Raw genomic sequence first — 13,348 nt, 5'->3', positions numbered from 1 at the left:
CCCGCGCCTCGACGACCCCGCCGCTTGGTTGTCGCCCTATAGCTGGTAACTGAAGCTCATGCCGAATCGCGGGTCACGATCCCGACTGTCCAGGGCGCGATCACCCAGTGGCCGCGCCAGTTCCAGCGACAAGCTGTAGAAACGCCGATCACCAAAGCGCACACCCAATGCCGCCGATGCCAGGTTGGATGATGCACCGGCTCCGTTGAACCTGGCGCGCGCGGCATCCACCGCAGCATAAGGCTGGATCATGCGCAGCCATTGCCCATCACGGGCGAAGCTGCGATTGAGCTCGTAGGCCAACCCCCAACCCTTGTCACCATAAGCCTGATCACTGGGATATCCACGACCGAAATTGCGGTCACCGAAGATCACCTGTTCGCTTTCCGGCAGCGAATCGTCGCTCCAGTACAGCGCGCCTGATATCACGCTTTGCCAGGTACCCGCGAAGGTATCGCTCTGTACGCCGGACAAGCGCAAACGAGTGAAATCCAGATCGTGCAGCTGAATGTCGGCTTTCTGATCCAGCACCCGCACCTCGCTCTTCGCACCCAGATCGTCGATACCCTGATACAGGCCTCCGCTGAGAATACGCAGGCGATTGGCCTGCGCCATCTTCCACTCACCTTCCAGGGCCACGGCCCGTACCTTGCTGTCGATCACCAGCGCCCGCTTGCGTTCGGGCAGGGGCGACAGACGAGTGAACTCCCGCTCGTCATCCACCGAGTAGATTCGCGCCACGCCGGTCACCATCTCTGTCGGCGAGGCGACGAAGGGATGACTCACCCCCAGCGACAGACGCTGGTTGTCCCGATGCGACTCCGTGGTGGCACCGCCGATCACGAGCTGATCCTTGGGGTCGCTGCGATAGCGCGATGCAGAGGCTTGCAGACGCGTGCCCTCATCACTGACGAACTGGCTGTAATCGACCCGCACATAGCGCTCGCGATCTTCGCCTGGCGGCACCAGGGCACTGACCACCACCTGTTCACCTACCGACGTGTGTGAATTACTGGCGACCGAGACCACGGCCTGTAGATCATCCCGGCTGTCGTAGTCCATCGCCATCGAGACGCTCACCGGTTTACGGCTGACGTCGGTAACCAGGGTCACCGCACCATCGGTGGTGGTCGGTGGCGGTACGCTGGCACGCACCGTCACGCCGGGAATCTGTGCCATCAGCGTGGTGTAGCGTTGGAAGGAGCGAGTGGTCAGCGGGCGCTCCTGCAGCAGTTTGGCGGCGAGCTTGTCGACGTAGCCCCTGGCACTGCCGATCTCGCCGCGCAGTTCATGGCCACTGATATGCCCCTCGACCAGGATCACCCGCACATTACCCTGGCTCAGATCCTGGGCCGGCACAAAGGCGTAGGACAGCGCATAGCCATCAGCCTTGTAGCGCTTGGTGATGCTTTCTGCAGCAACCAGCAACTCACGGAGGCTGACCTCGCGACCGACCATGGGATTGAACAGCGCCGCAACTTCCTCGAAGGGATACACGGTGCCGCCCTCGATCAGCACATGGTTGACCTGTACGCGGGTATCGATCGGCAGTTGCTGCTGGGTGGGAGCGGAGAGCTGGGTCTCCGGCACCTTGGGCCTGTAGCTTTCCGGCGGCAGGTTGGGGGTTGGCAGGTTGTTTTCGATATCGTTGGTGTTGAGAAACTGCGGGCTATCAGCCATGGCACAAGACCAGGGCAGACAAATCAGCCCTGGCAACAGTAGGTCACGAAAGCGCATGAGTACCCTCCCTGAGATCCTCAAAACGCGGTGCAGAGCGCACCGAAAAGTCCTTTATAACAAGAAGGCGTCGCCCAACCGGGCGACGCCTCATATGCACGAACTGAAGTGTAGTCAGCTTTTCCAGAACACTGGAATCTGTTGACTCACTGGTTCGAGGAGCGGGAGCCACCGAGCAGGCCGCCCAGACCACCACCCAGCAGGCCACCTTCACCGCCAACCAGGCCTCCGGTCAAACCGCCGACCAGACCATTCACCGTGCCGACTACAGGCGCCAGAACCCCGTTTTCGCCAGCCAGACCGTTGACCAGCCCGCCAACCGGAGCCAGCGCACCAGACGGCGAGGTCAGGTTTTCAACCTGGCCAGTGATCGGGGCCAGTGCACCATTCACCGGATCGACCAGACCGCCGACCAGACCGCCAACAGGTGCCAACGCCGTGCCGTCAACCAGGCTGCCGACCGTGCCCTGTACATCGGTGATGGCGCCAGTGCCGCCAGCAGAGCCACCAGTCAGGCCACCGAGCAGGCCACCGCTGGCGGAACCACCGGTCAGGCCACCGCCCAGCAAGCCACCTTCACCGCTAGTCAGGCCACCGGTCAAACCGCCGAGCAGACCATTCACCGTACCGACTACAGGCGTCAGCGCACCATTCTCGCCAGCCAGACCGTTGACCAGTCCACCTACTGGAGCCAGCGCGCCAGATGGCGAAGTCAGGCCTTCAACCTGGCCAGTGATCGGGGCCAGTGCACCATTCACCGGATCGACCAGGCCGCCGACCAGACCACCAACAGGTGCCAACGCCGTGCCGTCAACCAGAGTGCCAACCGTGCCCTGCACATCGGTGATGGCGCCAGTGCCGTCAGCAGATCCACCGGTCAGGCCACCAGTCAGACCACCCGTGAGGCCACCGAGCAGACCACCATTTTCCAAACCAGCACCGCCTATATCGCTCAGCCCACCGAGCAGGCCGTTGACCGTACCCACGACAGGCGTCAGCGCACCATTCTCGCCCACCAGACCATTGACCAGACCACCTACCGGAGCCAGCGCACCGCCCTCACCCGTCACACCTTCGACCAACGAGGTAATCGGGGTCAGCGCACCAGTCGCAGGATCGACCAGGCCATTGGTCAAGTCGCTGACCGGCGCCAGAGCGGTGCCGTTGACCAAGCCACCCACCAGTCCCTGAGCGTCGGTTACCGTGCCGGTGCCATTGGTGCCGGAAGCCAGGGTATTGGTCAGGCCGTCGACGGCGCCGTTGACACCGCCCACCAGGCCGCCAACAGCATCGGTCACCGGCGACAGGCCCAGACCATCCACCGTCGAATTGAGGGTGCCGATCACAGGGCTCAGGGCACCACTTTCACCGAGCAGGGTACCGGTAAGGTCACCCACCGGCTGCAGCGTGCCACCCGTTCCAGTCAGCCCATCGACCAGACCAGTCACGGGCGACAGCAGGCCGGTGCTCGGGTTGATCAGGGTATTGGCCAGATCACTGACCGGGGCCAGGCCACCTTCGCTGCCCGTCACCTGGCCCGCGGTTGCCAACACATCGGATACGCTGCCCGTTCCCACTTCACCGCCGACCAGGGTGTTGTTGACGATACCGATAACCGGGCTCAACGCACCATCGGAACCCACAAGCGACCCAACCAGGCCACCCACCGGGGCCAGCGCACCACCATCACCGGTGAGGTTGTCGACGATGGAGGTTACCGGGGACAGTAGGCCGGTCTCCGGGTTGACCAGGTTATCCACAAGGTCGCCGACAGGAGCGAGCACCGAGTTATCAACAGTGTTGTCGACCACGTTCTGCACATTGTCTATGACACCATTATTCGCACCAGGCCCGCCTGGGGTGCCCGGTTCACCCGGAGTGCCCGGTTCACCCGGAGTGCCTGGCCCGCCTGGGGTACCCGGTTCACCTGGAGTGCCTGGTTCACCTGGAGTGCCTGGTTCGCCTGGAGTGCCTGGTTCGCCCGGAGTGCCTGGTTCGCCCGGAGTGCCTGGTTCACCCGGAGTGCCTGGTTCGCCTGGAGTGCCCGGTTCACCCGGAGCACTGCTGCTGTTCTCGGTAACGTAATACTTCTTGGTAGTACCGCTGCAACCCGCAACAGCAGTCAGGGAGAGTATCAGCGCCAGTGCTGTGCAGGTGTGCAAAACCGAATGCGTTTTCATGATGACCGTCCTAGCCGATGAGGCCCAGTTGAAACAAGGTTCACGAAAGTGGAACCACGACTGTGACGGTCATTAAAGGTGCACAACTTAAGGGCGGCAATTCTCGAATTATTACTACTACCAGAGGTATAGGGTTTTATATACCGGATGGATTAATACTATCTACGTAAATAAAAACCCATGCTCCATATGACCTCCTGAATGCGAAAACAACATGTCGCGACTCGGTCATCACTTACTTAATCAACTGGCTCCGGAGTTTGTTGCACAATCACCAAGACATAGTAAACAACTATTTTCAGAAACGCTCACACGTAGCATGAACGTAGTATTTTCAATTCTCATCAATAAATAAAGCGCCCTAGAAAGCATTTCATAACAGATGTGTTAATTACAAAGTATTATGGAGCCTCTACTGGCTCCATGCTATTAGATAAGCGTTGGCGCACCGACTTTTCATTTATGGCCTGGAATCTCGATACCCGGCTTCATGAAATGATCCTTTCTCTACTCCAGCCAACATGTGGAGAGCTGCATCGTTATCCAGCAGACGGCTAGCGACAGAGCGAGTGGCGTACTCGCGCAGGATCCAACAACGGCGCCACAACATGGATTTGGCAATCATGGGGATCAGGGAAGTGCCTCAACGGCTACAAATGCGCTCGGCACACAAGCAGCGTGGCGCGGTGGCCGTCGAATTTTCGATCGTCTTCATCATTTTCTTTCTGATTTTCTACGGGCTGGTGGGCTATAGCATCCCGTTTCTGCTCGGCTCCACGTATCAGGAGCTCGCCACCGAAGCGCTACGTGACACCATTCGTACCCCCAATACCCGTGCTCCCACAGCAGAACAGCTGGCCCTGCACCAGCAGCGCGTTCAGCAAACCCTGCACAACTCCTGGCTACCAGAGGCCTGGGCACAGACTTGCGACGGCTATACCGGTTACCTGAAAACCGGCGCGGTATGGAGTGTTTGCGTTCGCCACGCCAACCCCGAAGCCATCATGCCGCCCTTTTCCATATTCGGCTGGAAGGTTCCGCAATTGCCCAGCGAAATACGTGGCGAGGCGAAGATTCGCCTCTATAACGGAGCAGGATAATGCACATGAACATGCCACTTCAGCGGCGAAGCCAGCACGGCGCCTTCAGCATCCTCAGCGCCTTCACCCTGATGCTGGCCATCCTGTTCCTCGCTCTGGTGGTAGACGCCGGCCGCCTGTATCTGGAACAACGCAACCTGCAACGAATCGCCGACACCGCCGCACTGGAATCCATTTCCCGGCTCGAGTCGGGCAACTGCTCCCAAGAGCCAGCCAAAGCCCAGAGCTATGCCCTGGAAAACGCGAGTTCCTATGGTTTTGCCATGAATGACCTGCAGTCTCTCAGTACCTCCTGCGTCAGTATCAATAGCGTCGACAGCCTGCTTGTCACATCACCTGATGCCGCAACCGGCCGCGCCGTAGAAGTGATCACCAGCAGTCAGGTGCCGGCCAGCATCATCATCCGTACCGGTAGCCTGTTCGGCTTTCCCGGCAATGCCACGGTACGGCTGCAGGCTATAGCGGTTGCCGAGAAGGATAGCGATCCGATGGCAGTATTTTCTGTTGGTGCGCAACTGCTTAATTTGGGTTGTAGCGCTTCCCCTGGCTTGGTTCCCAGCCTATTGAAAACAGTTGGCGCAGATATCTGCCTGACGCTATTGGACTGGGAGGGGTTACTTGAGACTCAAGTTACTCCAGCAGGACTACTACAGGCACTGGGCGTGGATCTGACCATCAACCAACTCAAGGCACTGACACCGGAAGGGCTAGTGGAGTTGGAGGGAACCAAGATCAACCTGATTGACCTACCAGACTTGATCAATGCTTCAGCCAGCCTGATCACCAACAACGATACGCTGGCTGCCAACATTGCCGCTCTTGGCGTAGATCTGCTGAGTACCGAACTGAAAAACGCCAAGGTAAACCTTCTGGGCACTGCCGATCAGCCTGGAATACTCCAGATCGTCACGGGCCCTGGCCAAGCGCTGGGCTCGGCACTGGATGCCAAGCTCAATCTTGGCGATGTGTTATCCACAAGTTTGATGACTGCGGTACAGGGGCGTGGGTTGCTGGTAGATCAACTGAGTCTTCTCAATGGCACTTTGGCCGTGAAGATGGGAATTGTAGAGCCTCCAGCCATCGGTATCGGACCTGTAGGCACCACCGCTTATAACGCCCAGATCCGCCTCCAGGCCAATGTCGACAGCAGTAAACTTCTAGGTGGTTTGTTGGAGCCTCTCTTATCGCTAAAACTCCCAATTATTCTCGATCTCGTTAATACCAAGGGCGAATTGGCTGACATCGATTGCTCGCTTCCCGAACCGGAGATCACTATCGATGTGGAATCACGCGTTGGAAATATTTGTATCGGTACCATGCCCAGCGAGTCCTTGTGGTCGACAAAAGCCAGTTGTACCGAAGCCAATACCCAAGAAACGCCCATATTGAAGTTGCTTGGTTTGGATCTGGTCAAAGGCAAGGCTGCTGTACCACTGCTTAGTACAGGGGTTCCTAGAAGCGTCACCCTCGCCGAGCAAGAGTCAGAAACAACCGAAATTAATAAATTAAATATCGGTACCTCAGTTAGCAAATTACTTTCTGAAGTACTTAAAATGATCAGGCTAGGGGCTCCAAAAACCTCGAACGGCTCACCTGGCTTTACAACGATTCAGGCGGCTCAGATTGCCGAGAAATATCTTTCAGAAAATAGTTACAACAAAGAAAAAGCAAAGGCCGCACTAGAAAAAGACAACATCGACTGGGCTAGGCCTGCCGTAATTATTTTTAGCACGACAATGCTGGAAGAATGGAGCGGTAAATTGCTGGGAGTTAACTGCGCTATCGAATCCAATAAATCCAAATGCCGTAATGAGTTAGCCAACTCATTACAAACCAAAGCACAAAATGGTCTATTAGGTAGCCTTTTAACAGGCATCGCAAACCTGCTTGGCTTGGGCAGTGATTCTCAACCTCTACTGCTAACAATCCTTGAGCCAATTATTAAAATCCTTGAACCACTCCTGAATGAAGTAGGCAATAGCCTGAGCACCCTACTCACCGCCCTCGGCCTAAATCTGGGTCAAAGCGAAATCAAAGTACACAGCATCAGCTGTGGCATCCCTCGGCTGGTGCAGTGAGGTTCGCCATGCGACGTTCTCTGGCAAACAGGCAACAAGGCGCGGTGGCCATCGAGTTCGCCATGCTGTTCGGAGTGTTCTTCGTGGTGGTCTACGGGATCATCGCCTACAGCATTCCCATGTTGCTGATGCTGACCTTCAAGCAGGTCAGCGCCGATGCAGCACGGGCGACCCTGCAGGTGAATCCGGCCAGCAGCAGTTATGTACAGGTGCTTAGCCGCGAAATCACTCGTACCGTCGAGCAGAGTTGGTTGCCGGAGAGCTGGCGTGGAGGCGACTGTCCCGCGCCGGAGCAGAATGAAGCGGGCTATGTCTGGAGCAAACTACCCGGCAGCCCGTCCTACGGCCATATCGCCCTCGACGCCCGTGATCCGAACGCGTCCTACCATGTGTTGCACGTCTGCCTGCAACGCTTCTACAACCGTGAAGGCGCTACCGAACAGCGGGCCATAGTGCCGACCCTGCGTCTGTTCAATATCGACATCCCCAGCCTGCCCGAGCGTGACGGCAACGTGGTGATTCGGGGCGAGACGACCGTGACGCTGTGAGTGAGCACGCAGGACGGAAGCACCGAGAGCGTTTCCGTCCTTACCGCGAAACAGGCTGACACGGGGTCGACCCACAACAGCAGCATTGCCCCAACGTTCGGCGGATTACGCCTTTGGCTGATACGCCCTGCGGATCTGCAGGACGGATCTCGGCGGAGAGGCCAATACGATTAGTCTCACGAATGTTCTGTCCATGAGGCGTAAACGCAGACCATCAGGCGCCGATGACACCCCCATCGTCACGGCTGATCACCATCACCGAAGAGCGTGGATGCACACCCGGCCGATGATCCGGGAAAGACGAGCCACCCTCTTCGCCCGGGTGCTGAATGCCGACGAACATCGTGGTGTAGTCCGGCGAGAAGGCCAGGCCGGTGACTTCGCAGCCGACCGGGCCAACCATGAAGCGGCGGATTTCGCCGCTGCGCGGATCGGCGCAGAGCATCTGGTTGTTGCCCATGCCGGCATAGTCGCCGCTGTTGCTGTACTTGCCATCGGTCTGGATCCACAGACGGCCGCCGCCATCGAAACCGACACCGTCCGGGCTGTTGAACATGTTGTCGGCATCGATCGCATGGCTGCCGGCCTGTGCGGTTCCGGGATGAACCACCGGGTTACCGGCGACCACGAACAGATCCCATTCGAAATCCTGCGCCGCGGCATCATCGCCCTCCTCACGCCAACGCAGGATCTGCCCGTACAGGTTGTTGGCCCGCGGGTTCGGGCCGCCGACCGGCTGCCCCTCCTCGCCACGCTTGCTGTTATTGGTGAGGGTGCAATAGACCTGCCCATCCTGCGGGCTGACGGTGATCCATTCGGGGCGATCCATACGCGTCGCCCCCACTTGAGTTCCGGCCTGGCGGGCGCGGATCACCACGTCGGCCTGGTTGGCGAAACCATGCTCGGCGGTCAGACCGTTCTTACCCGCGCTCAGCTCGATCCAGCGACCACGGCCTTTCGGATGATCGGCATCACCGTCACCTCCGTCGAAACGCGCCACGTACAAGGTGCCGTGGTCGAGGATATGCCGATTGGCCTTGGCATCCGCGCGGTTCAGGCGGTCACGGGTGATGAATTTGTAGATGAACTCACCGCGCTCATCGTCGCCCATATACACCACCACGCGACCATCGCGCGTGGTGTTCAGCGCCGCGTTCTCGTGCTTGAAGCGGCCCAGGGCGGTACGCTTGATCGGTTTGGACTGTGGATCGAAAGGGTCGATTTCGACAATCCAGCCATGCCGATGCAATTCGTTGGGATTCCTGGCCAGATCGAAGCGAGGGTCGAAACGGTGCCACTCGTTGTCGACGCTGTCGTGAACCACACTGAAACGCTTCTGATCCGGGGTGAAGGCCAGTTGCGCATCCGTGCTGCCGAAGCAATCGCTAAAGTTCTCTTCGCAGGTCAGGTAGGTTCCCCACGGCGTCTGTCCACTCGAGCAGTTCTGGAAAGTGCCGAGCACTTCGGTACCGAGCGGATCACTCTGGGTTTTGAGCAGGTCGTGGCCACGGGCCGGGCCACTCACTTCGATCGGCAGGTTGGCATGCACACGGCGGTTATACGGCGAGCCCTGAACGAACGCCCAGCCATCCTTGCCACGACGTACTTCGATCACCGTCACACCCTCGGCATTCTGCGCCTTGCGCACATCCTCGGCGGACTTCGGCAATTCACCGTGAGGCAGTAGATAACGGTAGTTCACGTATTCGTTGTTGATGGCCATCAGCGCGCGATCCGCGTCACCGGGCCAGGGAAAGAAGCTCATGCCATCGGTGTTGTCACCAAACTGCAGCAGCTGCTCGGCGGTACTGTTGCTGCCATCACCTTTGAACGCCGGGCCACCGTCGTGCAGTGGCTGGCCCCAGCTGATCAATGTGCGGAAGGAATAGCCGGGCGGCAGGGTAATGGTGTCGGCGCTGGACGCAGCGATATTGTCGAATCCCATCAACGGACTGCCAACCGCAGTACCGATCGCATCGGCCAGGGCGCTACGGCCCAGCAATCCGCCCCCGAGAAACAGCGCCGCACCGGTCAGGGCACCAGCCCCGATGAAACGGCGACGGGAAAGGGTCAGGCGTTCGAGGTCAGTCGGTTGCTCGTCATGCATCACGGTATTCCTGCTTTCTTCTGATGCGCAGGAACGCTAGGGCATGAACATGACGGTTGGATGACGACTGATCGCAAAAGCGAGTCAGAATACAGCGTCATTATCGACAGGCTGAGCGATATACACAATTACCGTGGCTTAACCTGTGGATAACCTGGGAGCTCTCTGCCATAGCCCTCAGAAGACGAGCACTACAGATGATTGTGCAGAATCTGACCAGTAGTAATATTTTATACACAGGCGCTCTGGATAAGATCCTTAAGTATCTGTGGATAAAACAACAGAGGCCATATGTTACGTATGCTTGGAGACTCTGGATACTTTTTGACCATACGAGGGGAGGTGCACAGGATCAAAAGCGGCGCGTGCTGAGCAGTTCGTCCAGCACTCGGTTAACCACTCGAAACGGCACCGACATGTGATCCTCGCCCGCTTCGATCTGAAAGTCACTGCGCAGGCCGTACTGCGACAGGTTTTCCAGGCGAATTTGCAGGGAACGTACATCCTGGATTTCCTGAGGCATCTCACGATCGCCGACCCACATCGTCAGGCTACGATGGGTCAGATCGAGTTGCCCGGCATGAGCCTGTTTGGTGAACGCACGCTCGTGCTCCAGCAGGTAGCGGTCACGCCACCACAGGCTCGGGCTGATCGCGACCACATGCTGGAACAGCGCCGGCCGGGTGAATAACGCGTAGATACCGAACATGCCGCCGAATGAGTGCCCGACCAGACTGCGCTGATCCTGATCGACCTTGAAACGTTCGGCGACCCTGGGCATCAGGCGCTTCTCGATGAAATCCAGGAACGGATCCTGACCACCCTGCGGCGGCGTGTTGCGCTCCTTGGGCTGCGGCGGCGACAGGTCGAACGCACGCCGCTCGAAGTCCAGCGGCGTGTCGCTCGGGTAACCGATGGCCACGATGATCGCCCCCCGCAGGCGCTTCTGCGCGCGCTTGGCGGCGTGGAAGGCCGGAAAGTAGGCGTTGCCGTCGAGCAGGTAGATCACCGGATAGCCGCCGGTATAGGGCACATCGCCCTCCGGCAGGCTGACCATGATGCGGTACTCGCGCCCTTCGGCGCTGTTCATCGTCCACTGCTCGGTGCCGTCCAGTGTTACCGGAGTGGCCTGGGCGAGCGATAGGCTCCCTAGCAACACACTCATCAGTAACGCGCTCCAGCAGTTCACCGCGATCACCAGCGGTAGCTAAGGCTGGTGACCACGCTGCGCGCTTCGCCGCGATAGCAGAACGTGTCTTGGCAGGTGATGTAGCGTTTGTCGGTCAGGTTGCGGGCGTTTAGTGCCACGCGCACGCCGTCCATGCCGCCACCGAAGTCGTAATGCACGCCCGCATCGAACAGGGTGTAGTCGTCGTTCTTTTGCGTGTTGGCGCCATCGCGATAGGTGCTGCCAGTATAACGCGCGCCGGCGGATACCCCGAGGCCGAACGACAGGCTGTAATTCAGCCAGAGCGAGGCCAGGTGACGCGGCGTGTCTTTCGGCGCCTTGCCTTTGAAGTCGCTGTCCTTGGTCACTTCGGCGTCATTGAAGCTGTAGCTGGCGTTCATGCGCAAACTGTCGGTCAGATCGGACACGGCTTCCAGTTCCAGGCCACGAGAAACCTGCTCACCTGTCTGCACCTGGAAGTTGGCATTGTTCGGGTCACGAGTTGTCACGTTGCTCTGGGTCAGGTGGTAGAGCGAAGCCGTGAGCATCGTGCTGCTGCCTGGCGGCTGATACTTGAGGCCGACTTCGTATTGCTCGCCTTCGCTCGGTTCAAACAACTTGCCACCGAATTCGGCGCCACTCTGCGGCAGGAACGAAGTCGCATAGCTGGCATAGGGTGCCAGGCCGTTGTCGAACAGATAGAGCGCGCCGACCGAACCGGTGGTGGCGGAATTGCTGATTTTGGTGTTGACGTCCTCGCCCCACACGTAACCATTGGTACGCGCATGCACCCAGTCGCGGCGCAAGCCTGCGGATAGGCGCCAACGGTCGATTTCGATTTGATCTTGCAGGTACATGCCTGCGCGGTACTCAAGACCTTCACGGTCGACTTGAACATTGTCGGGGCGGCTAATGTGCTGGTGATAGTCAGGTGCGCTGAGATCCAGCGATGGAGCTGCGCCCGTGGCATACAACAAGGACGTATCGAGCCAGGCGTAATCCACGCCACTGATCAGGGTGTGCTGCAGATTGCCGGTGGCAAAACGGCTGATCAGGCGGGTGTCTGTGGATAACGTGGTCATGTCCTCATAGCTGCCTGCCGTACCACGATTGAGGATGTGGCCATCGGTGACACCAAGTATGTCCAGATACTGGTTGGTAGTATCCAGCTGCCCGTAACGCAGGTTCTGCTGCAGGCTGAAAGTGTCGTTGAAGGCATGCTCGAACTCGTAGCCGACCGTCCACTTGCGTTGTTCGAGCTTGTCGAAATATTCGTCGCCCTGCCAAATATTGGTCAGGTGATCGCCGTCCTTGTAGAACATCGGCGACGCGGCTGTCTGGCGCTCCTGATACTGCGCCAGCAGAGTCAGGCTGGTGTCCGGGTCGATCTGCCAGCTCAGCGACGGAGCCAGCAGGCGCGTGTCGTTATCCATCTGCTCGATGGAGTATTCGGCATCCCGATAAATGCCGACGGTGCGCCACAACACGTCACCGGACTCATCCAGCTTGCCACCCACATCGAACTGGCCCTGACGATGGTTGTAGTTGCCGGCCTGGATCTCCACTTCATTCTTCGCCAACATGCTCGGTCGCTTGCTAACCCGGTTGACCATACCGCCAGGACTGATCTGTCCGTACAGCACTGAAGCCGGGCCCTTGAGCACCTCGACACGCTCCAGGCTGTAGGCCTCCAACGCAGGCAAGGCCAACCAACCGCTGCCCGTCTGGCGCAAACCGTCGAGGAAGTCGGCAGATTGGGTGGTCTCGAAACCCCGCATACTGATGGTGTCGAAGCGCGGATCCAGGCCCGAGCCGCCGACCCGTACACCGGCGGTGTAGGCGACGGCATCCTCGACCCTGTTCACCTTACGATCGGCCATCTGCTCGGCAGTCACCACGCTGATGCTCTGCGCGGTTTCCAGGATTGGCTTGTCGCTTTTCGTGGCGCTGCTGGCGTTGCTGGCGAAGTAGCCCGGCACCGGCGCAAAGGCACTCTGCACCGCCGTGGCTTCGATGCTGGTGGCGTCGAGCTGAACGCTGGAGTCGGTCTTGCCCGGCAGCACCACATAGCCTGATGACGTCTTGCGGGCGGCCAGACCACTGTCGGCAAGCAATTTCGCCAACCCTTCCTCCAGCGAACCGCCGCCGGCCAGGCCAGGGCTGTTCAAACCACGCACCACGTCTGGAGAGTAGGACAAGGTGATGCCGGCCCGCTCGGCGAAGGTGCTCAGCGCCTGTTCCAGCGATCCGGCCGGAACGCTCGGGGCGGCAGCAGCGGAAACCGGTGAGGCCGCCTGAGCCGACAGGCTTGCCGTACCACCAATCAGGGCCAGCGCCAGGCAGATGGCGCCCGGCAACGTACGAGGCTGAAGCTGAAACGGCAGGGGTCTGGCAGAACGCATGACGGTATCCATTGAGGGAGTGATCACC

At 59.1% G+C, this 13,348-nt stretch carries 8 protein-coding genes; 3 read left to right on the top strand and 5 right to left on the bottom strand.

Annotated features, from left to right (window positions below):
* Positions 1 to 36: 36 nt before the first annotated feature.
* Both DNK06_RS07545 and DNK06_RS07540 read right to left on the bottom strand, forming a co-directional pair.
* Positions 37 to 1,737, bottom strand: a complete 1,701-nt coding sequence (locus DNK06_RS07545) for a ShlB/FhaC/HecB family hemolysin secretion/activation protein (protein ID WP_131179414.1) — start codon at positions 1,735 to 1,737, stop codon at positions 37 to 39.
* A 146-nt stretch (positions 1,738 to 1,883) separates the two neighbouring features.
* Positions 1,884 to 3,917: a hypothetical protein gene (locus tag DNK06_RS07540; protein WP_242674731.1), complete on the bottom strand. Its 2,034-nt coding sequence runs from the start codon at positions 3,915 to 3,917 to the stop codon at positions 1,884 to 1,886.
* A gap of 608 nt (positions 3,918 to 4,525) precedes the next feature.
* Here DNK06_RS07540 and DNK06_RS07530 point away from each other — a divergent pair.
* Genes DNK06_RS07530 through DNK06_RS07520 form a run of 3 tightly spaced genes read left to right on the top strand, consistent with a single transcriptional unit; the run spans position 4,526 to position 7,643 of the window.
* Positions 4,526 to 5,017 (top strand): TadE/TadG family type IV pilus assembly protein, encoded by a 492-nt coding sequence (locus tag DNK06_RS07530; protein ID WP_242674777.1) that lies wholly within the window; start codon positions 4,526 to 4,528, stop codon positions 5,015 to 5,017.
* 5 nt (positions 5,018 to 5,022) lie between these two features.
* Complete coding sequence (locus DNK06_RS07525) at positions 5,023 to 7,095, top strand: pilus assembly protein TadG-related protein (RefSeq protein WP_165493675.1); 2,073 nt, start codon at positions 5,023 to 5,025, stop codon at positions 7,093 to 7,095.
* Positions 7,096 to 7,103: 8 nt separating this feature from the next.
* Entirely contained in the window at positions 7,104 to 7,643 is a 540-nt protein-coding gene (locus DNK06_RS07520) for a TadE/TadG family type IV pilus assembly protein (protein ID WP_131179410.1), read from the top strand.
* A gap of 214 nt (positions 7,644 to 7,857) precedes the next feature.
* Here the strand turns inward: DNK06_RS07520 and DNK06_RS07515 are convergent, their stop codons facing one another.
* From DNK06_RS07515 to DNK06_RS07505, 3 genes are all read right to left on the bottom strand, one after another.
* Entirely contained in the window at positions 7,858 to 9,750 is a 1,893-nt protein-coding gene (locus tag DNK06_RS07515) for a PhoX family protein (protein WP_131179409.1), read from the bottom strand.
* 352 nt (positions 9,751 to 10,102) lie between these two features.
* Entirely contained in the window at positions 10,103 to 10,915 is an 813-nt protein-coding gene (locus DNK06_RS07510; protein WP_131179408.1) for an alpha/beta hydrolase, read from the bottom strand.
* A gap of 29 nt (positions 10,916 to 10,944) precedes the next feature.
* Positions 10,945 to 13,320, bottom strand: coding sequence for a TonB-dependent siderophore receptor (locus DNK06_RS07505; RefSeq protein WP_242674729.1), 2,376 nt, complete (start codon positions 13,318 to 13,320; stop codon positions 10,945 to 10,947).
* Positions 13,321 to 13,348 lie beyond the last annotated feature (28 nt).

This window comes from Phytopseudomonas daroniae, assembly GCF_004327285.1.
Lineage (GTDB): Bacteria > Pseudomonadota > Gammaproteobacteria > Pseudomonadales > Pseudomonadaceae > Aquipseudomonas > Aquipseudomonas daroniae.
This window is presented reverse-complemented; position numbering and strand designations above follow the sequence as displayed.

What these genes read in the sequence shown, in the direction of transcription:
- DNK06_RS07510 (WP_131179408.1), bottom strand. Translation starts at nt 10,915, where the DNA reads ATGAGTGTGTTGCTAGGGAGCCTATCGCTCGCCCAGGCCACTCCGGTA.
- DNK06_RS07505 (WP_242674729.1), bottom strand. Translation starts at nt 13,320, where the DNA reads ATGCGTTCTGCCAGACCCCTGCCGTTTCAGCTTCAGCCTCGTACGTTG.
- DNK06_RS07545 (WP_131179414.1), bottom strand. Translation starts at nt 1,737, where the DNA reads ATGCGCTTTCGTGACCTACTGTTGCCAGGGCTGATTTGTCTGCCCTGG.
- DNK06_RS07525 (WP_165493675.1), top strand. Translation starts at nt 5,023, where the DNA reads ATGAACATGCCACTTCAGCGGCGAAGCCAGCACGGCGCCTTCAGCATC.
- DNK06_RS07540 (WP_242674731.1), bottom strand. Translation starts at nt 3,917, where the DNA reads ATGAAAACGCATTCGGTTTTGCACACCTGCACAGCACTGGCGCTGATA.
- DNK06_RS07515 (WP_131179409.1), bottom strand. Translation starts at nt 9,750, where the DNA reads ATGCATGACGAGCAACCGACTGACCTCGAACGCCTGACCCTTTCCCGT.
- DNK06_RS07520 (WP_131179410.1), top strand. Translation starts at nt 7,104, where the DNA reads ATGCGACGTTCTCTGGCAAACAGGCAACAAGGCGCGGTGGCCATCGAG.
- DNK06_RS07530 (WP_242674777.1), top strand. Translation starts at nt 4,526, where the DNA reads ATGGATTTGGCAATCATGGGGATCAGGGAAGTGCCTCAACGGCTACAA.